Raw genomic sequence first — 22315 nt, 5'->3', positions numbered from 1 at the left:
CGCGGTCCGTCGTGTCGCGCGCGCCGGGCATCCGGCGCAGGTGCTCCAGGAGCTCTGCGGGACGACGGTGCCGTCCGTCGCGGACGCCCTCGTCGTGTATCTCGCCGCTCCGGACCACAAGGATCCCGGGGCTTCCGGGGTGCGGCTGCACTTGAGCGGCAGCGGCTGCCGCCCCACGGGGACCACCGCATCGCGCCCGGCACCGGCTGCCGCCGTCGCCCCGTATCTCCCGGCCGACCCGTCGCCCGACGGGGGCGCGCTGTGGCAGCCCGGCCCGCGGGAGGGGCTCGGCGGCACGCTGGACGGGACGGCGCTCGTCACCGTGCCGATGGCGGAGTCCGGCGTGCTGGCGAAGGTCCTCCAGGCGGGCGAGGCGCTGGGCAGGGACTCCATCGACCTGGATCCGGCGCTGCGCGAGCTGCTGGGGCCGAACGCCCGGCTGCCGAAGGGGGACCGGGTCCTGCTCGTCCCCCTGGCCGGTGCTCACGGAGCGGCGGGTGCCGCCCTGTTCCTGCGGCGGCCGGACCGGGAGGTCTTCCGTACGGAGGACCGGCAGGTGCTCTGCGAGCTGGCGGCCCATGCCGCGCTCGGCGTGAGCGGGTCATCACCGGCCTCGCCCACCCCGGCACCGGCCTCCACGCCGGCGCGGCGGGACGGGGACCGGCTGCGGTTCGTGGGTGCCGCGACCCGGCGGATCAGCCGCGCCATGGAGCTGGACGAGATCCTGACCGGCCTGTGCCGGGCGGTGGTGCCCACTTTCGCGGAGGCGGTCCTCGTCCACCTGCGTGAGCCGCTGCCGGTCGGCGACGAGCGGTCGGCCGGCCCCGTGGCGCTGCGGCTGTTCCGCGACGAGCGGTTCCCGGCGGAGGAGGATCCGGGCGCCGTGCCGTTCGCGGACACCGGAGCCGCCGAGTTGTGCGAGGTGCGGCCCGGCAGTGCGCTCGCCGAGGTGCTGCGGGGGGTGCGCCCGGTGTTCACCGACGCCCCGGCGGCCCGTGCCGCCCTGGCCGAACTGCTCGCTGAAGACCGCGAGTTCGTCGTACCGGAGGGCCAGCGCGCGATCCTCGCGCCGCTGCGCGGACGACGGCGGGTCATCGGCGCGGCCGTGTTCCTGCGCCGCCCCGAAAGCGCGCCGTTCGAGGCCGCCGACCTCCTCGTCGCGGCACAGCTCGCCACGCACAGTGCCCTCGGCATCGACAAGGCCGTCCTCTACGGCCGCGAGGCCTACATCGCGGACGAGCTCCAGCGCACCATGCTGCCCGAGACCCTGCCCAGCCCCGCCGGGGTCCGGCTCGCGGCGCGCTATCTGCCCGCCGCCGAATCGGCCCGTGTGGGCGGCGACTGGTACGACGTGATCCCGCTGCCGGGCAACCGTGTCGCCCTCGTCGTCGGCGACGTCATGGGCCACTCCATGACCTCCGCCGCCATCATGGGCCAGCTGCGCACCACGGCCCAGACGCTCGCCGGGCTCGACCTGCCGCCGCAGGAGGTCCTGCACCACCTCGACGAACAGGCCCAGCGCCTCGGTTCCGAGCACATGGCGACCTGCCTCTACGCCGTCTACGACCCGGTGTCGCACCGCATCACCATCGCCAACGCCGGTCACCCGCCGCCCGTCCTGCTCCACCTGGGCGGCCGGGCCGAGGTGCTGCGCGTGCCGCCCGGGGCCCCCATCGGGGTCGGCGGTGTCGACTTCGAGGCGGTCGAACTCGACGCCCCCGCCGACGCGTCCCTGCTGCTGTACACCGACGGCCTGGTCGAGTCACGCCTCAGGGACGTGTGGACCGGCATCGAGCAGTTGCGCGAGAAGGCGGAGGCCACCGCCCTGCGCGCCGGCCCCGACCGGCCGCCCTCGCTGGAAGCGCTGTGCGACGAGGTGCTCGACATGCTCGGCCCGGGCGACCGGGACGACGACATCGCGCTGCTCGCCGCCCGCTTCGAAGGGATCGCGGCCGGCGACGTGGCCTACTGGTTCCTCGACCCGGAGGACACCGCCCCCGGCCGGGCCCGCCGCCTGGCCCGGCGCGCCCTGGCGCGGTGGGGTCTGGAGGAGCTCAGCGACTCCGTCGAACTGCTGGTCAGCGAGGTCGTCACCAACGCCGTACGGCACGCCTCCCGGCCGATCAGCCTGCGCCTGCTGCGCACCGATGTCCTGCGCTGCGAAGTCGGCGACGACGTCCCCCAGTTGCCGCGGCTGCGGCAGGCCCGTGCCACCGACGAGGGCGGACGCGGCCTGTACCTGGTGAACCGGCTGGCCCGGCGCTGGGGCGCGACCCGGCTCAGCACCGGCAAGGTCGTCTGGTTCGAGGTCATCCGGCCCTGATACGAGGTCACCCGGCCCTGAGGCGTCCCGCCCTTCGGATCACCGTGGACCCTTCGCACAGCGATACGGTCGCGTCCGGCTCAGCTCGCGGTGCGGCGGATCCGGCCCGCGTGGCCGAGTCTGACGAAACGTGCCGAAGTTCGTCCGTCACCCACTCCCACCCCACTCGCACCCGCTAGCCTCGTAGGTCACCGAAGGTGAACGGGGGTTGCTTATGGTGAACGCCGACCGCACGCCACCGGACTGCCCTGGGGGGCATGACGGCAGACCGGAGAGCAGCGCCGCAGCGCACCTCCAGGACCAGCTCGAGATCCTCATCCAGGACTTCCGCACGAGCGCCGAGCCGCCGATGCCGGTGTTCGTCGTGCACGCGCAGGAGAGCGCGGACGACGACGCGGTGGCCGGGCTGGTCCGCCAGCTGCACGCGGGTCAGGAGGCGCACCGCACGCGCTGCGCGGTGGTGCAGGACGCCTACGAGGGCCCCACCGAGGTGCGCCGGGCCGCCGCCATGGTGCGGGCGCTGAGCGACCCGAAGAAGTGGGGCGGCCCGAGGTCGGTGTACCGGCGCTACGCGTTCCCGCGGCTGCGGCTGGTGCACGCCATCGACGACGCGGTCGCGGCCCTCGGCGAGAGCTGGCCGGCCCCCGCGCCGGGCAGCCCCGAGGCCGCGCAGGACCCGCGGCAGCGGCTGCTCAACCAGCTGGCACAGCAGCGCTGGCGGCCGAAGAACACCGCCCGCTGGCGGTCGGGACTGCCGCTGTTCGACATGGCGCACATTCTCCCGGCGAGCCTCGTGACCGTGCTCGCCGCGCTGCTGGCACGCAGCGAGTGGTACGTGGCGGTGGGCGCCGGTCTCGTCTTCCTGTTCCTGCTGACGGTCCTCAACTACGCCCTGCCGGGGCGGGCGCCGATCTTCCTGTGGCTGCGCCGGGAGAGCCGCTGGTTCATGACGACGACCTTCCTCAGGGCGGCGGACCAGGAGGAACCCACCGAGGTCTCGCTGCTGCGGCCGGTGCGCTCCTGGAAGGCGATCGCGGCCCGGGCGTACGACGTGGCGGAAGCGCTCGAGGCGGGCGGCGACTTCCATCTCCAGCTGTGCGTGCTGGCGTTGCGGGAGGACCTGCGGGACAACCACCGCCGCTGGAGCTGGGACCTGCGCGGCTTCAAACGGCCGCGCCCGCCGATGCTGTTCCTGCCGCACGCGGACGGCCGCAACGGCGGCATCGAACTGATCCGGGCCGTCAGCGACGTACGCAGCCGGCGCAGCGAGCTCGACCCGCTGCTCGTGGTCGCCGCGGTGCGCTCGCACGACGTGCCGCGCCTGGAGCGCAGCGTGGTCCAGACGACGCCCGCCCCGGAGACCGCACCGCCCAAGTTCGGCGATCGGCTGCGCACCTGGTACCGGGAGTGGGCGCACAACCTGCGCGCCGAGCAGTCGCCCAGCCGGGAGCGGTCCGTCCTGCCCTGGGTGATGAGGGTCCCGCTGCCGCACGACCAGCTCGTCCCCATCGAGGAGCACCGTCGCCATCTGCGGGCCTCCGCCCGGCCGACACTCGCCCGGCTGGTGTGGGCCCTGCACACCCTGGTCCTGGTGATCGCCCTGCTGGCCGTCGGCACCGTGATGCGGGCCGATGCCCTGCGCGACCGGTACTGCTCGGCGTCCGTGCTGACGGCCAACCGGGACTCCCGGCGTGAGCTGACGCCCGACGGGGGCACCGAGTGCATCGGCATTGCGACGGACGACGTCCGCTTCGCCGACTGGCTGCCCGTGCCCGAGCCCGGCGCCGAGGTCAGGACGCTGACGGCCGACGACGAGCCGCCCTGGACGGTGGACGATCTGGAGGAACGTGTCGCGAGACAGAACGCGGACGTCGTCGCCCACCACTCGGGCAAGTACGTCACCGTCGTCTACGCCGGGCCGCTCAGCGCCGACCCGGCGTCCGGCTCCTCACTGGTGAAGGGCGCCGAGGAACTGGCGGGTGTGTACCTGGCGCAGGCCGTCATCAACGAGAACTCCAGCGTGAAGCTGCGCGTCCTGATCGCCAACGGCGGCGTGGACCTGGGCCGCCAGAAGGTGATGGCCGAGCAGATCGCCGCGTACGCCGCCCACGACCCGACCGTCGTGGGGGTCGTCGGAACCGGCCGCGACCTGAAGTCGAGCAGGGCGACGACACGCACCCTGATGGAGGCCGGTCTGCCCATCGTCTCCGGCACGAACTCCGCCACCTATCTGCCCCGCGAGTTCGCCAACTGGTTCAGCCTGGCCGCCACGGACGAGTGGCAGACCCGGCAGCTCGGCCTGATCGCCGCCCAGTTGCGCACGCCGGGCCGCCGGCAGTACGCCCTCGTCCTCGCCCGCGACACGGCGAAGACCGATGACCTGTACACCGACGAACAGGCGCGCTACGGCCAGCGGATGCTGCGGCGACACGGCTTCACCCTGCTCGATCAGCGCCGCTACACCCTCAGCGGGGGCAAGCCCGCACTCCGCGCGCACGCCCAGGAGATCTGCACGGTCGGCAGGGTCCCGTCCGTGATCTACTTCGCGGGCCGGGTGGAGGACGTCGATCCCCTGATGACCCAGCTGGGCACCCAGCCGGGCTGCGCCGGCAAGCCGCTGGCCATCCTCACCGGCGACGACCTGTCCAAGGCGGACTTCGCCGGCGGCGGACAGTCCCTCGCACCGAAGGTCACGCTGTACCACGCGGCCCTGGCCGAGCTGCAGACGGCCGCCACCAGGACCGGCTTCTACCTGGACGCGGCGAAGTACCTGCCGGGGCTGAAGGACCACCGTCTGCGCTTCGACAGCCCGGCCCTGGCCAGCGGCCAGACCGCCCTGGCACATGACGCGACCCGCGCCCTGTTCTGGGCGGCCACCCGCGACGACCGGCCGCAGAGCCGCGCCTCGACCTGGGTGAACCTGCGCAACGTCAAGATCGAGGGCATGGCCACCGGCACCATCGACTTCACCCGCGCCCCGCTGTACGGCGACCGCGCCGGGCACAGCATCGTCCTCAAGGAGGTCCGCCGCGCCCGTGACGGCTCCTCCACGACCCGCGTGGTGTGCAGCCGCACCGCGGGGGACACGGACCGCCTCACCGAGAAGGAGTGCCGGATCGGCTGAGCGCCGCCGCCTCAGCCCTGCTCGGGGGTCAGCCGCAGCGCGATGGAGTTGATGCAGTACCGCTGGTCCGTGGGCGTCGGATACCCCTCGCCCTCGAAGACGTGCCCGAGGTGCGAGCCGCAGCGCGCGCACCGCACCTCGGTCCGCACCATGCCGTGGGACCGGTCCTCGATCAGCTCCACCGCGTCGGTGTCCTTCGGGTCGAAGAAGGACGGCCAGCCGCAGTGGGACTCGAACTTGGTCCCCGAGGTGAACAGGTCCGCGCCGCAGGCACGGCAGGAGTAGACCCCCTGGGTCTTGGTGTCCGTGTACTCACCGGTGAAGGCGGGCTCCGTGGCCGCCTGGCGCAGCACCGCGTACTCGCCCGGGCTCAGCTCCGCGCGCCACTGCTCGTCCGGCTTCTCGACGTCGTACGCCATGAGCTTCCAGCCCCTCAGTTCGACAGACGGTCCAGGATGTGCGGGCCGAGGTCGGTGACGTCGCCCGCTCCCATGGTGAGAACGAGATCCCCCGCCTTCGCCATTCCCGCGACCACCGCGGGGACGTCCGCCTTGTCGTGCACCGGCGTCACGTCCGCGCCGGCCGCCCGGGCGGCGTCGATGATCAGCTCGCTGGTCACACCGGGGATCGGGTCCTCGCGGGCCGGGTAGATGTCCAGCACGACCGACGCGTCCGCCAGGGAGAGCGCCTGCCCCATCTCCTTGCCCAGCTCCTGCGTCCGCGAGAAGAGGTGCGGCTGGAAGACGACCAGGATGCGGGAGTCGCCCGCCGCCGCGCGCATGGCCTCCAGGTCGGCGGTCATCTCGGTGGGGTGGTGCGCGTAGGAGTCGATCACCTGCACGCCCGCGGCCTCGCCCTTCAGCTGGAGCCGCCGCTTCACTCCCGTGTACGCCGCCAGCGCCGGGGCCAGCTCCTCGGCGGGGATGCCGAGCGCGACACCGGCCGCGAGCGCGGCCACCGCGTTGTGCGCGTAGTGCCGGCCGGGGACGGAGACCGTGAAGGTCAGCTCCTTGCCGTCCAGCACCACGGTGACCTCGCTCTTCAGGCCCTGCGGCACGACCGAGAGGACGCGGACGCCCGCGTCCTGCGACTCGCCGTACGTCACCACCCGCACATCCCGTCCCGCGACCCGGCGCGTCAGCTCCCGCGCGCCCTCGTGGTCGGCGGCGATCACCAGGGTGCCGCCCGGGGTGACACGGTCCACGAAGGTCTCGAACGACTCGTAGATCTCGTCCATCGAGGCGTAGTTGGCGTGGTGGTCGAGCTCGACGTTGAGGACGATCGCGACCTCGGGCGCGTACTTGTGGAAGCTGCGGTCCGATTCGTCCGCCTCGGCGACGAAGATCTCGCCCTCGCCGTGCAGCGCGTTGGAGCCGGGCGCGTCCAGGTCGCCGCCGATCGCGTACGACGGGTTCAGGCCCAGCGCGCTCAGCGACACCGCCAGCATCGAGGTGGTGGTCGTCTTGCCGTGCGTACCGGCGACCGCGATCGGGCGCAGGCCCGTCATCAGGGCGGCGAGCGCGTCGGAGCGGTGCACCACGGGGATGCCCAGCTCGGCCGCGCGGGCCAGCTCGGGGTTGTCCTGCCGGATCGCCGACGACACGACGACGCAGCTGGCGTCGTCCGCCAGGTGCTCGGCGGCGTGCCCGATGTGCACGGTCGCACCCAGGGCCCGCAGCGCCTCGGCCGTCGCCGACTCCTTGGCGTCGCTGCCCGCCACGACGGCCCCGCGCTGCGCGAGGATCTTCGCGATCCCCGACATCCCGGCCCCACCGATACCGATGAAGTGCGGTCGTTCCATGGCGAGGGGAAGGCCGGGTGCCATGCAGATCTCCAAGGGCGAGCGACGACGATGAGCGCCCCCAGCCTATTTCAGGAGCGGAGAGCGCTGTGGCCAACCCAGGGGCGCGGGGCTGTACCGATGTGCGGCTCCGCCGCGTGGGCGCGATCAGCCACGAACGACCGGCACCCGGCGAAACAGAAAAACCCTCCCCTACGCCTTGCTGTGCGAGAACAGCTTCAACACCGGCACGCCCACCTTGTGCCGCGCCCGGGACGCCCAGTCCCGGTGGAAGAACTCCTCCACGTAGTGGGGATCGGTCAGCACGATGACCTCGTCCGCCCCGACCTCCGCCACCAGGGACCTCAGCGCGTCCAGCGGATGGTCCTCGATCAGCCGCCCTTCCGCCGCGCTCCCGGACGCCCGCAGCGCCGCGAGAGAGACCTCAAGGGCCCTTTGCCCCACGCTCAGCGCCTCCTGCCCCTCCGGGGTCTCCCCCTCCCGCACGGCCTCGTCGAGCTCGCCGAGCGCCACGTCGTCGATGGCCCGCAGCAACCGGTCCGCCTGCTCGCCGCGCGGCTGGAGCAGCACCTGGAAGGAGACCCTTTCCTCCCCGTGCAAGGTGGTGACGAACTCCACGTCGGCGGACGTCAGGGCCTTCTCGATCATCAATACGCTTGTGAACACCAGGCGCCCCTTCTCCTCCGGGGGCCTGCGGCCCCACTCCACCGTGGGCCGTGCCGGGCCCTGCGGAAACCATCCTGCCCCGTGTCGGCACGGGTACTGCCGGATCCAGTGTGCCCCCCGGAAATCAAACGGAACGGCATATTCCGTCAATGAACGGACGGACGGCGACCATCGTCCCCGTTTCCGGACGTACCGGCAGGCCGGACCTCCCGGCCGTCGGCACCTTGTACCCCGTACCCGGCGGTTCAGTACGTCAGGACCGTCCGTACCTGGTGAACAGGAAGCCGTCCTCCTCCAGCATCGACACCAGCCGGAAGCGGCGCGGCACGGCGACGGCGGGCCCCCCGGCGATGCGCTGCGCGTCGCCGGCGGTGAGCATCGGGGAGACGGTCAGGCAGAGCTCGTCGAGCACACCGGCCGCCACCAGCTGTCCCAGCAGCCGGGGGCCGCCCTCGGTCAGCAGCCGGGTGTGGCCGAGACCGGCGAGTGCCTGGACGGCACGGGCCGGATCCACGCCGATGCCGTCCCCGGCGGTCAGCACCCGTGCGCCGGCCTTCTCGGCGGCGGCGACGCGGTCCGGGGCGGCCGAGGCTCCCGTGAGGATCAGGGTGGGCACCAGGGGCGAGGTGAACAGCGGGAGCGAGAAGTCCAGGTCGAGGCCGGCGGTGACCACCGCGATCGCGGGTGCGGGGGCCTGCCCGGCCGCCTCGCGCGAGGCGGCGAACTCGGCCCGCGCGCGTGCCGGGCGGTACCCCTCCTGGCGCACGGTCTCCGCGCCGACGACCACGACGTCCGCCAGCGCCCGCAGCGTGCCGAAGATCCGCATGTCGGCCGCGCTGGAGATGGGCTGCGAACGGCCGTCGTGCTGGGCGGCCCCGTCCAGCGTGGCCACCATGTTGGCGCGCAGCCACGGCCGCGGGCCCCCGGGGCCCGGCTCGGGATACGCGTACGCGGCGGCCAGCTCCTCCAGGCCCCACTCCCCCTCACCGGGTTCCGGAGCTGCTGTTTCATCGGTCACAGGGAACAGACGTCGCATGCCGTGCAGTGTTCCACGCGTCTGCGAGCGTGTCCGGCGGGCCGAGCCGTGGTCGCGGGGTCCGGCACGGCGTGGCCCGCCGGACAGGCTCTAGCATGGTGAACCGTGTCCTCCTCCCCCGCCCCCTCCGGTACCGGCCCGATAACCGACGCGGCCCCCCTCTCCCTGTGCGCGCGTGAGCCGCATGTCCCCGCGGATCGGCTGGTCGCCGAGATGGTGCCGCCGCCGCGGTTCGACTCGGTGCGCTTCAGCACGTACATCCCGGACCCGAACCAGCCCAGCCAGACGGAGGCCGTCCGGGTCCTGGAGAGCTTCGCGGCCGGACTCGGTCCGGGAACGGGCGGTTCCGGCAAGCGGCGGCTGTTCGGATTCGGCAAGGCGCCGAAGAAGGCCCCGGCCGGCCCGCGCGGTGTCTACCTCGACGGCGGCTACGGCGTCGGCAAGACGCATCTGCTGGCCTCGCTGTGGCACGCCACCCCGGCCGAGCCCGAGCTCAAGGCGTTCGGCACCTTCGTGGAGCTGACCAACCTGGTGGGTGCCCTCGGGTTCCAGAAGACCGTCCAGACCCTGTCCGGCCACCGCCTGCTGTGCATCGACGAGTTCGAGCTCGACGACCCCGGCGACACCGTCCTGGTCTCCACCCTGCTCGGCAAGCTCGTCGACGCGGGCGTCGCACTGGCCGCCACCTCCAACACGCTGCCCGGCAAGCTCGGTGAGGGCCGGTTCGCCGCCGCCGACTTCCTGCGCGAGATCCAGGGCCTGTCGGCCCACTTCCGCCCGCTGCGCATCGACGGCGAGGACTACCGCCACCGCGGCCTGCCCGAGGCGCCCCCGCCGTACTCCGACGAACAGGTGACCAAGGCCGCCCACGCCACTGAGGGCGCCTCCCTCGACGCGTTCTCGCCCCTCCTGGACCACCTCGCCCGCGTCCACCCCAGCCGGTACGGCGCACTGACCGACGGAATCGAGGCGGTGTGCCTCACCGGGGTGCGGCCGGTTCCCGACCAGTCGACGGCTCTCCGGCTCGTCGTCCTCGCGGACCGGCTCTACGACCGCGAGGTGCCCGTGATGGCCTCGGGCGTGCCCTTCGACCAGCTGTTCAGCGAGGAGATGCTGAACGGCGGCTACCGCAAGAAGTACTTCCGGGCCATCTCTCGGCTCACCGCCCTGGCCCGCGACGCGGGACGACTCGCGACCTCCCGGTAACCCACAACCCGATATCTCGCCGACTGCCGTGCGACAAGGGCTGGTTCACGCCAGCCCACCCACGGTTTTCAGGCTCTCTTCAGCTTGAAACGTTAAGTTAACCCTGCAAACGACTTTGCAGGGTTAACGTGTTTCTTGACCAGCCATTGACCAAGTGTTGGTCAGTGCTAGACGTGTGAGTCACCTGAAGGGGGGCGCATGTACCGAGGTACGACGGCACGGACCGTGGTATCGATCCTCGCCGCCGTCCTGCTCGCCCTTCAGTTCTTCGCTCCCACGGCGTCCTTCGCATCCGCGCACACACCCCGTAAAGCCGAGGCCAAGGCTCAGCCCGGAATTGAACCCTCCGGCACCTTTTCGCGCCCCGGACTCAAGGCCTCCGGGAAAGCTCTGCGCGACGAGACGACCGGCTGCCGCGCCGAACACCACGGGAGCCCGACCGGCCCCCTGCGGACCCGCGACCGGTTCCAGCACACCGACCAGGCGCCCTCGGCACCCGAGCGGACTCCGCTGCGGCACATCCCGCCGACAGCACCGGACCGGTCCGCACCCGGCGACGCGCACCAACGCACGTCGAGATCCTCGGCGTCGCACACACCGGCAGCGCTCCAGGTCTTCCGCTGCTGAGCAACAGAGCAGCTCAACCCCCACCTCTGTCATGCCCGTCCGACGCGCCCCCACGCGCGCCAGGAGGATCACACACTCATGCAGCCCCTCATCGACAACGCCCGCATGTTCGGACAGCGCCCTGAGGAGTTCGCCCGCCTCGCCGAGGGCCAGTCCCCCGACGTCCTGTTCATCACCTGCTCCGACTCCAGGGTCGTACCGGCCCTGATCACGGGTGCCCGGCCCGGCGAGCTCTTCGAGCTGCGCACCGCGGGCAACGTCGTTCCCCCGTACGCTCTGGAGCACCCCACCTCCGAGGCGGCGACCATCGAGTACGCCGTGGAGGTGCTGGGTGTCAAGGACATCGTGGTCTGCGGCCACTCGCACTGCGGCGCCGTCGGCGCGGTGGTGCGGGGCGACGACCTAGCCGCCGTACCGGCGGTGCGCGACTGGCTCGCGCACGCCGCCGATCAGCCCAAGTGCGAGGATCCGGCCGACCCGACGGTCGCCGAAGCCGTACAGAACCACGCCCTCACCCAGGTGCTGCGCCTGCGGTCGTACCCGTGCATCGAACGCCGGCTGTCGGAAGGCCGACTCGGGCTGCACGCCTGGTACTACGAGGTGCACACAGGCACCGTGCGGGAACACCGCGCGGACACCGACTCCTTCGAGAAGCTGTGAGGGAGACCATGAGCAAGTTTCCTTATCTGAAGCAGGACTTCCTCGCCTCGATCGTCGTCTTCCTGGTGGCGGTGCCGCTGTGCGTCGGTGTGGCGGTCGCCTCCGGGGTTCCCGCGGAGCTCGGCCTCATCACCGGCATCGTGGGCGGGCTCGTCACCGGGCTGATGCGCGGCAGCAGCCTTCAGGTGTCGGGGCCCGCCGCCGGCCTCACCGTGCTGGTCTTCGAGGCCGTCAGCGAGTTCGGAGTGGCCACGCTCGGCGTGATCGTGCTGTTCGCCGGGCTGCTCCAGCTCGCCATGGGCTTCCTCGGGATAGGCCGCTGGTTCCGGGCGATATCCGTCTCCGTCGTCGAGGGCATGCTCTGCGGCATCGGACTGGTGATCATCGCCGGTCAGATCTACGCGGCGGCGGGCCTGAAGGCCCCGGAGTCCGGCCTCGGCAAGATCGCGGGCCTGCCGGGGGCGTTCACGGACGCGCTCGGCAGCACCAGCGCCCTGGCCTCCCTCGCGATCGGCGCGGGCACCATCGCCGTCATCGTGCTGTGGAAGAAGCTGCCGAAGGCGGTTCAGACCGTACCCGGCGCCCTCGCGGCGGTCGTCCTGGCCACGGTCGCCACGCTCGCCTTCAGCCTGCCGGTCGCCACCGTTCAGGTCGAGGGTCTGCTCGGTGTGATCCAGCCGCCCGGGGCCGAGGCCTTCGGCGAGCTGGCGAGCCCGGCCATCTGGGGCACCATCATCGCCTTCGCGCTGATCGCCTCCGCGGAGAGCCTGTTCAGTGCGGCGGCCGTGGACCGGCTGCACGACGGTCCGCGCACCGAGTACAACAAGGAGATGATCGCCCAGGGCGCGGGCAACACCCTGTGCGGTCTGCTCGGCGCCCTGCCGATGACCGCGGTCATCGTGCGCAGCTCCGCCAACGTCAGCGCGGGCGCCAAGACCAAGGCGTCCCGGGTGCTGCACGGCGTGTGGCTGCTGCTGTTCGCCGCCGCGATGCCGTGGGCCCTGGCCCTGATCCCGGTTCCCGCCCTGGCCGGCATCCTGGTGCACGCCGGCTGGAAGCTGATCCCGTTCCGCCAGATCAGCGCTCTGTGGCGCGCTCACAAGGGCGAGGCGCTGATCCTCGTCGCCACCGCCGTGTCGATCGTCGCGGTGAACATGTTCGAGGGCGTGCTCATCGGTCTGGCCCTGTCGGTCGTCAAGACCGCCTGGGAGGCCTCGCACATCAGGCTCGAGATCATCGACAAGGGTGCCGGCCCGATCCAGGCGTACCTGTCCGGCAACGCCACGTTCCTGCGGCTGCCGAAGATCCTGGACAGCCTGGAGAGCCTGCCGCAGGACCGCCCGGTCGAGCTGGACCTGAAGGGTCTGCACCACCTCGACCACGCCTGCCGTACGGCTCTGGAGAACTGGGCCGAGCGGCACAGCGCGACGGGCACCGAGCCGGTGAAGGTGACGGAGCCGGAGGCCCCGGCGGAAGCCGAGAAGGTCACGGCCTCCTAGCGGCCGACCGGAACACGGCGACATCGGCCCGGGGCGCGCGGAACATGTGCGCCCCGGGCTTTCCCCTGTCCGGGAGCCGTTCCGGTCCCGAAGGCATGGCCCCGATCCCGAATCCAGGCATATCGTTACAGGAACAGACGAAACGGGACCTCTGAACGGGGAGGTCGTCATGCTCCAAGAGGTGGTCGCGGCGGTACTGGCCGCCGGAGCCGCGGGTCTGGTCTATCTGGGCGCGGCGGCACGAGTCGTCAAGCAGTACGAGCGCGGGGTCGTCTTCCGGCTCGGCCGGCTGCACGGTGAGGTACGCCGCCCCGGGTTCACCATGATCGTCCCCGCGGTGGACCGGATGCGCAAGGTCAACATGCAGATCGTCACGATGCCGGTGCCCGCCCAGGAGGGCATCACCCGCGACAACGTGACCGTGCGGGTCGACGCGGTCGTGTACTTCAAGGTCGTGGACCCAGGTGCCGCGGTGGTCAACGTCGAGGACTACCGCTTCGCCGTCTCCCAGATGGCGCAGACCTCGCTGCGTTCGATCATCGGCAAGAGCGAGCTGGACGACCTCCTGTCCAACCGGGAGAAGCTCAACCAGGGACTGGAGCTGATGATCGACAGCCCGGCTGTGGAGTGGGGCGTGACCATCGACCGCGTCGAGATCAAGGACGTGTCCCTGCCCGACACGATGAAGCGTTCCATGGCCCGTCAGGCCGAGGCCGATCGCGAGCGGCGCGCCCGTCTGATCAACGCCGACGCCGAGTACCAGGCCTCGAAGAAACTGGCCCAGGCCGCCCACCAGATGGCGGACACGCCCTCGGCGCTCCAGCTCCGGCTGCTGCAGACCGTGATGGCCGTGGCGGCGGAGAAGAACTCGACGCTGGTGCTGCCCATCCCGGTGGAGCTCCTGCGGTTCCTGGAGCGGGGCCGTGAAGAGGACCGGCCGCCACCGGCGGAGGACACCACGGTCGACAAGACGGAACGGGCCATGGAGGACCTGCGGCGCGCGGTCGAGCAGTGACGCGCGCTACGCGCGTGGTTCCCGTGACCCGCACCAGGTGATAGACACAGCGGGATCACTGTTCCTGTCCGCCAGCAGGAAGGTTTCCCCATGACCACGACCGGTCGTATCGCCACACGACGTCAAGTGCTCGCCGGGACGGGCGCCGTGGGCGCCGGGATCGCGTTCTCCGGCGCCCTGTCAGAACTCTTCGCCGGCACGGCCGCGGCGCAGCCCCTCGGCCACGAGGGCTACGGTCCGCTCGTCCCCGACCCGAAGGGCCTGCTCGACCTGCCGGAGGGATTCCGCTACCGGGTCCTCTCCCGGCAGGGCGACGAGCTCCGGTCCGGTGAGGGCAAGGTCCCCTCCAACCACGACGGCATGTCGGCCTTCGGCGGCCGGGCCGGCCGTGTCCACCTGGTCCGCAACCACGAGAACCGCGCCGACGGCAAGATCCCGGTCCCGACCGTGGAAGGCCTCACCTACGACCCGGCCGGCAAGGGGGGCTGTACGGCGCTGACGCTGGACTCCCGCAACCGCGTGCTCTCGGAGCGCGTCGCGATCGCCGGCACCGCCGTGAACTGCGCGGGCGGGCCCACGCCCTGGGGCACCTGGCTGACCTGCGAGGAGACCGAGGACAAGGCCGGCACCAACGGTTACACCAAGGACCACGGCTTCATCTTCGAGGTCGACCCCGTCGACCCGCACCGCACCGGTGCCGTACCGCTGACCGCGATGGGCCGCTTCCAGCACGAGGCGATCGCCGTCGACCCACGGCGGGGCGTGGTGTACGAGACGGAGGACGCCTTCGAGAAGCCGTTCGGCCTCTTCTACCGCTTTTTGCCCGAGAGGCCGCTGGGCGGCAGAGGTTCGCTGCGCGCGGGCGGACGGCTCCAGGCGATGCGGGTGCCCGGCGTGCCGGACCTCTCGACGATCCAGGAGATCGGCGCCGAGTTCGACCGCGTCGAGTGGGTGGACGTCCCGGATCCGCTGGCCGCGGGGACGCCCATCCGGTTCCAGGACTTCGGCCGCGGTGGCATCACGCACGCCCAGAAGCTGGAGGGCTGCTACTGGGGCGGCCGGTCGGTGTACTTCGTGTCGTCCTTCGCGCACCGGTCGGCCGGTTCGGCGGCCGACCACTACGGGCAGGTCTGGCGCTACGACCCCGACCACCGCAGGCTGACCCTGGTGATCGTGTTCGGCCCGGACACCGATCTCCAGCTGCCGGGTGAGTCGCCGGACAACATCTGCCTGGCTCCCAGCGGCGGCCTGATGGTCTGCGAGGACGGCGAGGGCGCCCAGCACGTCTTCGGGGTGACCCGGCGCGGCGAGGTGTACGCGATGGCCCGGGGCCGGCAGAACATCGGCACCGCGGAGAACCCGGAGTGGGGCGAGTTCGCCGGTGTGACCTTCTCCCCCGACGGCGACACGATGTACGTCAACTGCTACAACCCCGGCACCACGTTCGCGGTGACGGGCCCCTGGCGCCGGTAGCCGCGGCCCGCTTCCGGCCGGGGCGGCGGGCGCGGAACCCGGCGCCCCGGCGGACGATCGAGGCACGAGGACCGGAAGGGGAGGCCCGTGGCGAAGAAGAACAGGGACGAACGATCGCCCTCGCTGCGGAAGCGGCTGCGCCTCCCCGTCGGTGAGCCGGTCGACCTGTCCCGCCACTCCTCCGGCGCCACCCCCGGCGGCCCGGGCGCCAAGACGGCGGGCAAGGCCGCCACGGCCCGGGTCGGCGAGGACCTCGCCGCCCTCCAGGAGCGGCTGTGGGCGGCGAGCACGGCGGGCGACCGGCGCCGGGTGCTGCTGGTTCTGCAGGGCATGGACACCAGCGGCAAGGGCGGCACGGTCAAGCACGTCATCGGCCTGCTCAACCCGTCCGGCTGCCGGATCACGGCGTTCAAGGCGCCGACCGCCGAGGAGCGCGCCCACTCCTTCCTGTGGCGCGTGGAGAAAGGCGCTGCCGCTCCCCGGCGAACCGGGCATCTTCGACCGCTCGCTCCCCCACTCTCGACTTCGCTCGAGCGGGCGGTGCCCCCATCGAGGACGTCCTGATCGCCCGCGTCCGGGACCTCGCCCCGCGCGTCGTGATCGACAGCCGCTACGAGCGGATCAACGCCTTCGAGCGGTCCCTCGCCGACAACGGGGTCACCGTCATCACGTGCTTCCTGCACATCTCCTACGACGAGCAGCGCCGACGGCTGCTCCGGCGCCTCGACAAACCCGAGAAGCGCTGGAAGTTCGCCGCGTCAGACATCGACGACCGCGCCCTGTGGCCCGCCTACCGGAAGGCCTACGAGATGGCCCTGGAGCGCTGCGGAACCCCCGTACGCGCCCTGGTACCTCGTTCCCGCCGACCACAAGTGGTACCGCAACTGGGCGGTGAGCACGCTGCTCCTGGAACATCTGCGGGAGCTGGATCCGCGGTATCCGGAGGCGGACTTCGACGTGGCCGAGTGCCGGGAGCGGCTGCTGCGGCAGCCCTGAGGCGGCCTGCCGTCAGGCGGCGAGCAGGGCGTCGATCTGACCGACGGCCTGCCGCAGGCCTTCCTCCATGCCCATGGCGACCAACTGCTCCATCTGCTCACGGGAGTCGAAGAGGGAGCGCATCTCCATACGGGTGCCGCCGTCGTGACCGGTGAGCCGCACCCGCACGGACATGGTCGGCATGTCGTCCTTGGGCTTGCCGTCGTCGTCGGCGAAGCCGTCGGTGAACTCCAGCGACGTCGGCGGGGTGACGGAGGAGATCCGCCACCAGCCGCGGTGCCGGTCACCCTCCGGGCCGGTCATGAAGTAGGTGACCTCGCCGCCGGGGGTCAGGTCGTGCTCCTCCACGGTCGCCGGGTAGCTCGGCGGGCCCCACCAGCGCTCCAGCTGCCGGGGGTCGGCCCACAGCCGCCACACCCGTTCGACGGGGGCGGTGAAGTCGGCGATCAGGGTGAGGGTGAGGGTGTCGAGGTCCTTGTCGACACTGGTGACGCTCATCGCTCGGGTCCTTCCGTGGGGTCGTTCTCTTCGGTTTCCGGGTCCTCCGCGAGCAGTCGGGCCATCCGGTCCACACGCCCGCGCCATGCCGACTCCAGCTCGTCGAGGGCCTGGCGTGCGCGGCCCACCGCTTCGGGGTCGGTGCGCACGAGCTGCTCCCGTCCGCTGCGCTGCTTGGTGACGAGACCGGCCCGCTCCAGCACCGCGACGTGTTTCTGTACCGCCGCGAAGCTCATCGGATAGCCCTCGGCCAGCCGCGACACCGACAGTTCCGCGCGCACGCAGCGGCGCAGTATGTCCCGGCGCGTGGTGTCGGCCAGGGCGTGGAACAGCCGGTCCACCGTCTCGTCGCTCACTTCATCTACAACCATTTGGTTGTACGTTAGTCCTGCCGGGCCCTTCTGTAAAGCGACACAAGCCGGACAGTGAAGCGGGCGGACCGGGGTACTCGGTGGCCCATGAGCGAGAAACAGCAGGTCAGCAGCTCGTACTGGCTCGACACGGCACCGGACGGCCACCACCCGGCGCTGACGGAGGACCTGGACGTCGACGTGGCGGTGATCGGCGCCGGTATCGCCGGACTGAGCACGGCGTGGGAACTCGCACGGGCCGGGCGCAGCGTGGCGGTGCTGGAGGCCGGGCGGGTCGCGGCCGGAGTCACCGGGCGCACCACCGCCAAGGTCACCGCTCTGCACTCGCTCGTCTACGACAAGCTGCGGCGCACCCGCGGTCCCGAGGGCGCGCAGTTGTACGCGCGCTCCCAGTCCGAGGCGCTCGACCACGCGGCGGCGATCGTCGAGGAACTGGGCATCGACTGCGAGTGGGAGACCCGCAGCGCCTACACGTACGCCCGCGACGCGGGCCGGGTGGAGGAACTGCGCGCCGAGGCACGGGCGGCCGCCGAGGCCGGGCTGCCCGCCTCGTTCGTGACGGAGACCGGGCTGCCCTTCCCGGTGGCGGGCGCGGTCCGGGTCACCGGTCAGGCGCAGTTCCACCCGCGCAAGTACCTGCTGGCCCTCGCCGCCGACCTGGCCGGGCACGGCGGGCGGATCTACGAGGACACCACCGTCCTCGGCATGGACGAGGGCGAGCCGTGCCGGCTGTCGACCACGACCGGGGCGACGGTCCGGGCCCGGGACGTCGTCGTCGCGACGCACTACCCGATCTTCGACCGGGCCCTGCTGTTCGCCCGGCTGTCCCCGCGCCGCGAGCTGGTCGTCGCCGGGACGATCCCGGCGGACCAGGACCCGGACGGCATGTTCATCACGCCCGAGGAAGGCACCCGCTCGGTACGCACCGCGCCCTTCGAGGGGGACCGGCGCCTGCTCGTGGTCACCGGCGAGCACTTCACTCCCGGCACCGGCGACCCGCGGACCAGTTTCGAACGTCTCACCGCCTGGGCCCTCGACCACTTCCCCGACCTGGACGTCACCCACCGCTGGGCCACGCAGGACAACGACCCGACGGACACCGTGCCGATGGTCGGCCCGCTGCACCCGGGTGCCCGGCACGCCTATGTGGCCACCGGCTTCGCCGGCTGGGGCATGACCGGCGGCATCATGGCGGGCCGCCTGCTGACCGCGCAGATCACGGGCGAGGAGTGCGCGTGGAGCGGGCTGTACGACCCGCGCCGGGTGCGGCCCGCCGTGCGTGAGGCACCGTCGTTCCTCAAGACGCAGGCCAAGGTCGCCGGCCACTTCGTGGGCGACCGGCTCCGGCCGTCGCCGCCGGTGGAGTCCCTGCCGCCCGGCGAGGGTGCCGTGGTCCGCGCCGACGGTCACCGGCTCGCGGTCTACCGGGACGACGACGGCGCTCTGCACGCCGTCTCCGCCCGCTGCACCCATCTGGGCTGCCTGGTCTCCTTCAACGGCGCCGAACGCGCCTGGGAGTGCCCCTGCCACGGCTCCCGCTTCGACACGGACGGCAAGGTGATCCAGGGGCCGGCGACCAAGCCACTGGAGCAGCGGGACATCTGACGGCCGGGTGACACCCGCACGCGGCACGCATAACGGGATGATCCCGCTCATATCTTCATACGGTGATCACCCTTCTCCGCCGTGCCACCGCGATGTGCGCCCTCGGCGCCGCCCTCGCGGCCTGCGGGACCGCCGAGCCCCCGCGGGTCACGCCCACGCCGGCGTCCGCGCCCTCGTCCAGACCCCCTACTCTGGCGCCCGGCGCCGCCGGCCTGACCCCCGTCTTCACACACGGTTCCCGCACCCGCGGCAGGACCGTCGCGCTCACCTTCGACGCCGACATGACCGCCGGGCAGGGGGCGCGGGCGGCCGCCGGTGAGCGGTTCGACCATCCGCGGCTGATCTCGACCCTGCGCACGCTGAAGGTGCCCGCCACCGTGTTCATGACCGGGCGGTGGGCGGAGGAGTACCCGGACCAGGCCCGCTCCATCGGCAGGGACCCGCTCTTCGAGGTCGCCAACCACTCCTACAGCCACTACGCGTACACACCGGACTGCTACGGCCTGCCGACCGTGCCCGGGGCCCGGATGCGGTCGGACGTGGAGCGGGCGTACGCGGTCTTCCGGAGGGTCGGCGTACCCGAACCCATGCCCTACTTCCGCTTTCCCGGCGGCTGTTACGACCGGCGGGCGCTGAAGGCCCTGACCCCGACCGGGGTGACCGCGGTGCAGTGGGACGTGGTCGGCGGCGACGCGTTCGAACCGGACCCGGACGTGGTCGTCCGGCAGGTGCTGGACGGGGTGCGGCCGGGGTCGGTGGTCGTGCTGCACTGCACCCGCAGCGCGGCCCCGGCGACCGAGCGGGCGGTGCGCGCCATCGTGCCCGGACTGCGCCGCAAGGGGTTCAGGTTCGTGAAGGTGTCGGAGCTGATCGGGGCCGTCGGCGCGCGACCCTGACCGGCCTACGCTGAACATATGAGTGAGGACGACTACTGCCTGATCGACACGACCAGGCCGCCCAGGGCGGAGGGGCCGCCGTACGCCGAGTGCGTGCTGTGCCGCGAGCCGACGGAGTACCCCGAGTCGTACAAGGGCATCACGCTCTGCCCGGTCTGCGAGTGGCAGGAGGCCCAGCGCACCGCCTGCTCAGGGTGATCTGCGGGAGGCGAGCGCACCGGACAGGGCCAGCGCCGCGGCCGTCACCAGGACCGCGGCCGCCAAGGGCAGCAGCGGGAGCGGCACGGCGCCCTTCCGCGAACCGGTCACCAGGCCCTGCACCGCCGCCTGCGCGGGTGAGCCGGTGGCCACGAGGGACAGCAGCGCCGCGAGCAGCAGGGCCAGGACGGCACGGCCCGGCGACCGCAGCAGAGGCCGGCTGGTGAGGGCGCCGACGGCCGTGCCGAGCAGGGCGCACACCAGGGCGGCGAGCAGTCCGGCCCCGCAGGCGGGGGCGAGCGGCACCCGGGTGCGGTGGTCGGAGGCGACCGGATCGCTGAGCAGTGTGACGAGGAGGGTCGTGACCGTGCCGAGCGCCGCCGCGCCGGCCAGCGCCACCAGCAGGCAGGCCACATGGGCACGCCCGGGCCCGACGGCCGCCGCCACACAGCCGCGCGCGGCTTCCGGTTCGCCGGTGACGCAGATCCGCGCCAGCCACGCCGCGACGGGCAGCAGCGCGGCGGCGGCGTAGCCGAGGGAGTCGAGCACCGGCTGACCGGCCTGGATACTGATGGCGAGGAAGGCGGCGTACAGCAGGAACGGCGGCAGCCAGCGCTGGGAGCGCAGCAGCAGCGCGGCGTGATAGCGCAGCAGGGCGGTCACGGGCGGCTCCCGGGGGTGTCTTCCCGCTGGACCACGCTCGCCACGTGCCAGGGCGGGCGGGCCGTGAGCAGGGCGCGGAGCACGACGTCGGAGTGCGGGGCGGGGACGGCCAGTCGATAGCGGCCCGGTGAGGTCTCCTCGGCCGACGAGACCGACGCGTGCACCTGCGCGGGCAGCCGTCCGTCCGGCGGACCCTGCACCTCGATGGTGACCTGTGGGCCGGACGGGACCGGCTCGGCGGACGCCCGCTCCACGAGGCTCCCGTCCCGCACGGCGTAGGTCGCGTCGGGCAGGCCGGCGAGGCGGCGTGGGTCGTGGTCGACGAACACCACGGAGCCGCCGGCCGTCGTGCGCTCCGCCACGGCCCGCTCCAACTCGGCGCGCGCTTCGGTGTCCAGACCGGTCCACGCCTCGTCCAGCACCAGCAGCTCCGGCTCGCCCAGCAGAGCCTGCGCGACCGCGACCTTCTGGCTGCTGCCCTTCGACAGCCGTGCCATGGGTGTACCGGCGTAGGCGGCGGCGCCGAGGCGCTCCAGCCACTCGCCGGCGGCCCGGGCGGCGGCGGCGCGGGTCAGGCCGTGCACCGTGCCGAGGTGGGTGAGGTAGCCGGCGGCGGTGAAGGGCAGGGCCGGCGGGAACCGCTCCGGGACGTATGCCGTACGCGGGCGGCCGGTGACGCGGCCCTCGCTGGGGGCGTCGATGCCGGCGAGCAGCCGCAGAAGGGTCGACTTGCCGCTGCCGTTGGCGCCCTCGACACGGACGAGCCGGCCCGGTGCCACCGTCAGGTCGACACCGCGTAACACCCAGGGGCCGCGCAGGCCGTAACGGCGGCCCGCGTTCTGAAGGTACAGGTCGGGTCGCATGCGGCCATCCTGCACGATCTTCCGGCTGGCACACTGGGATTCGTGAGCGAAGACCCGACGCCCGTGAGCGACAGTCCCTTCCGTTCCGAGCCCTCGGCCCGCGACGCCGCACCGCAGTTCGTGCTGCCGCTGGTCGTGCGGATCGAGCGGGCGGCCCCGCCGGCGCGCACGGACGCGCTGGAGACGGCCGCGCTGGCCGTGCTGACGATGCTGAGCGACGAGCGGTCGGTCGGCGAGGGCGAGTGGGCGCAGGCCGTGCGGGAGTGGCAGGACGCCCGGATCCGCAAGGTGGTGCGGCGGGCGCGCGGCGCCGAGTGGCGGCGGGCCGAGGCGCTGCCCGGCATCACGGTCACCGGCAAGTCGGCCGAGGTGCGGGTCTTCCCACCGGTCCCGCTGGACGGCTGGCCCAAGGACCTGGCCCGGCTCCAGGTCTCCGGCACGGAACTGGACGACCCGGAGCCGCCGTCGTCCCCGGACCCGGTCGCGCCGGTGCTGTGGGTGAACCCCGACCTCGGCATGACGGCCGGCAAGGCCATGGCCCAGGCGGGCCACGCCGCCCAACTGGCCTGGTGGGAACTGACCGACGAGGAGCGGGCCGCCTGGCACGACGCGGGCTTCCCGCTCGCCGTACGGACGGCCGACCCGGCCCGCTGGCCGGAACTGACGCACAGCGGACTGCCGGTGGTCCGGGACGCGGGGTTCACGGAGATCGCCCCCGGCGAGACCTTCGCGGTGGAGGGGGTCGACCGGGTCCGCGCCCTCGCGCGCGAGGGGCGGCCGTAGGGCGGCGGCCTG

Annotated in this window: 20 protein-coding genes and 1 pseudogene; 13 read left to right on the top strand and 8 right to left on the bottom strand. The window is 72.5% G+C overall.

Features of this window, described 5'->3' with window-relative positions; genetic code table 11:
- Positions 1-298: 298 nt before the first annotated feature.
- Together ABEA82_RS24475 and ABEA82_RS24470 are read left to right on the top strand one after the other, a co-directional pair.
- Positions 299-2323, top strand: a complete 2025-nt coding sequence (locus ABEA82_RS24475; protein WP_345663908.1) for a SpoIIE family protein phosphatase — start codon at positions 299-301, stop codon at positions 2321-2323.
- Positions 2324-2537: 214 nt separating this feature from the next.
- Positions 2538-5447 carry an ABC transporter substrate-binding protein gene (locus ABEA82_RS24470; RefSeq protein WP_345663907.1) on the top strand — a complete coding sequence of 970 codons (2910 nt, stop codon included), beginning with the start codon at positions 2538-2540 and terminating at the stop codon, positions 5445-5447.
- Positions 5448-5458: 11 nt separating this feature from the next.
- On the opposite strand, the gene msrB is transcribed toward ABEA82_RS24470, so the two are convergent.
- From msrB to ABEA82_RS24450, 4 genes are all read right to left on the bottom strand, one after another.
- A complete protein-coding gene (gene msrB / locus ABEA82_RS24465; protein WP_345663769.1) occupies positions 5459-5866 on the bottom strand; it encodes a peptide-methionine (R)-S-oxide reductase MsrB in 408 nt (135 codons plus the stop codon).
- A 14-nt stretch (positions 5867-5880) separates the two neighbouring features.
- Positions 5881-7272, bottom strand: coding sequence for a UDP-N-acetylmuramate--L-alanine ligase (gene murC / locus ABEA82_RS24460; RefSeq protein WP_345663768.1), 1392 nt, complete (start codon positions 7270-7272; stop codon positions 5881-5883).
- A 168-nt stretch (positions 7273-7440) separates the two neighbouring features.
- Entirely contained in the window at positions 7441-7914 is a 474-nt protein-coding gene (locus ABEA82_RS24455) for an indole-3-glycerol phosphate synthase (protein WP_345663767.1), read from the bottom strand.
- Between the two features lie 253 nt (positions 7915-8167).
- On the bottom strand, positions 8168-8950 hold the full coding sequence (locus ABEA82_RS24450; protein ID WP_345663766.1) for a pyrimidine reductase family protein: 783 nt from the start codon (positions 8948-8950) through the stop codon (positions 8168-8170).
- 105 nt (positions 8951-9055) lie between these two features.
- Here ABEA82_RS24450 and zapE point away from each other — a divergent pair, with 105 nt between their 5' ends.
- From zapE to ABEA82_RS24415, 7 genes and pseudogenes are all read left to right on the top strand, one after another.
- Positions 9056-10156 carry a cell division protein ZapE gene (gene zapE, locus ABEA82_RS24445; RefSeq protein ID WP_345663765.1) on the top strand — a complete coding sequence of 367 codons (1101 nt, stop codon included), beginning with the start codon at positions 9056-9058 and terminating at the stop codon, positions 10154-10156.
- Between the two features lie 198 nt (positions 10157-10354).
- Positions 10355-10783: a hypothetical protein gene (locus ABEA82_RS24440; protein ID WP_345663764.1), complete on the top strand. Its 429-nt coding sequence runs from the start codon at positions 10355-10357 to the stop codon at positions 10781-10783.
- 78 nt (positions 10784-10861) lie between these two features.
- Complete coding sequence (locus tag ABEA82_RS24435) at positions 10862-11443, top strand: carbonic anhydrase (RefSeq protein WP_345663763.1); 582 nt, start codon at positions 10862-10864, stop codon at positions 11441-11443.
- 8 nt (positions 11444-11451) lie between these two features.
- Positions 11452-12942: a SulP family inorganic anion transporter gene (locus tag ABEA82_RS24430; RefSeq protein WP_345663762.1), complete on the top strand. Its 1491-nt coding sequence runs from the start codon at positions 11452-11454 to the stop codon at positions 12940-12942.
- A gap of 169 nt (positions 12943-13111) precedes the next feature.
- Complete coding sequence (locus ABEA82_RS24425; protein ID WP_345663761.1) at positions 13112-13957, top strand: slipin family protein; 846 nt, start codon at positions 13112-13114, stop codon at positions 13955-13957.
- 90 nt (positions 13958-14047) lie between these two features.
- Positions 14048-15430 carry a PhoX family protein gene (locus ABEA82_RS24420; protein ID WP_345663760.1) on the top strand — a complete coding sequence of 461 codons (1383 nt, stop codon included), beginning with the start codon at positions 14048-14050 and terminating at the stop codon, positions 15428-15430.
- Positions 15431-15517: 87 nt separating this feature from the next.
- Positions 15518-16426, top strand: a pseudogene (locus tag ABEA82_RS24415) (PPK2 family polyphosphate kinase).
- A 12-nt stretch (positions 16427-16438) separates the two neighbouring features.
- Here ABEA82_RS24415 and ABEA82_RS24410 read toward each other — a convergent pair.
- Positions 16439-16924, bottom strand: coding sequence for an SRPBCC family protein (locus ABEA82_RS24410; RefSeq protein WP_345663759.1), 486 nt, complete (start codon positions 16922-16924; stop codon positions 16439-16441).
- Positions 16921-17295: an ArsR/SmtB family transcription factor gene (locus ABEA82_RS24405; RefSeq protein WP_345663758.1), complete on the bottom strand. Its 375-nt coding sequence runs from the start codon at positions 17293-17295 to the stop codon at positions 16921-16923. Before ABEA82_RS24405 ends, ABEA82_RS24410 begins: the two co-directional genes overlap by 4 nt.
- Positions 17296-17382: 87 nt before the next feature.
- Here ABEA82_RS24405 and ABEA82_RS24400 point away from each other — a divergent pair, with 87 nt between their 5' ends.
- From ABEA82_RS24400 to ABEA82_RS24390, 3 genes are all read left to right on the top strand, one after another.
- Positions 17383-18900, top strand: a complete 1518-nt coding sequence (locus ABEA82_RS24400; protein WP_345663757.1) for an FAD-dependent oxidoreductase — start codon at positions 17383-17385, stop codon at positions 18898-18900.
- A gap of 62 nt (positions 18901-18962) precedes the next feature.
- Positions 18963-19796 carry a polysaccharide deacetylase family protein gene (locus tag ABEA82_RS24395; RefSeq protein WP_345663756.1) on the top strand — a complete coding sequence of 278 codons (834 nt, stop codon included), beginning with the start codon at positions 18963-18965 and terminating at the stop codon, positions 19794-19796.
- A gap of 18 nt (positions 19797-19814) precedes the next feature.
- Complete coding sequence (locus ABEA82_RS24390; protein ID WP_345663755.1) at positions 19815-19994, top strand: hypothetical protein; 180 nt, start codon at positions 19815-19817, stop codon at positions 19992-19994.
- On the opposite strand, the gene ABEA82_RS24385 is transcribed toward ABEA82_RS24390, so the two are convergent.
- Together ABEA82_RS24385 and ABEA82_RS24380 are read right to left on the bottom strand one after the other, a co-directional pair.
- Positions 19986-20657 carry an ABC transporter gene (locus ABEA82_RS24385; RefSeq protein WP_345663754.1) on the bottom strand — a complete coding sequence of 224 codons (672 nt, stop codon included), beginning with the start codon at positions 20655-20657 and terminating at the stop codon, positions 19986-19988. The two genes, ABEA82_RS24390 and ABEA82_RS24385, sit on opposite strands and share 9 nt — an antisense overlap.
- Complete coding sequence (locus ABEA82_RS24380) at positions 20654-21520, bottom strand: ABC transporter ATP-binding protein (protein ID WP_345663753.1); 867 nt, start codon at positions 21518-21520, stop codon at positions 20654-20656. The genes ABEA82_RS24385 and ABEA82_RS24380 overlap by 4 nt, the downstream gene beginning before the upstream one ends.
- A 42-nt stretch (positions 21521-21562) precedes the next feature.
- Here ABEA82_RS24380 and ABEA82_RS24375 point away from each other — a divergent pair, with 42 nt between their 5' ends.
- On the top strand, positions 21563-22303 hold the full coding sequence (locus ABEA82_RS24375; RefSeq protein WP_345663752.1) for a peptidyl-tRNA hydrolase: 741 nt from the start codon (positions 21563-21565) through the stop codon (positions 22301-22303).
- Positions 22304-22315: the final 12 nt, after the last annotated feature.

The sequence above is a fragment of the Streptomyces venetus genome, assembly GCF_039540295.1.
GTDB classification, from domain to species: Bacteria; Actinomycetota; Actinomycetes; order Streptomycetales; family Streptomycetaceae; genus Streptomyces; species Streptomyces venetus.
The sequence above is the reverse complement of the archived record's forward strand: the minus strand, read 5'-3'. Positions and strand labels throughout refer to the sequence as shown.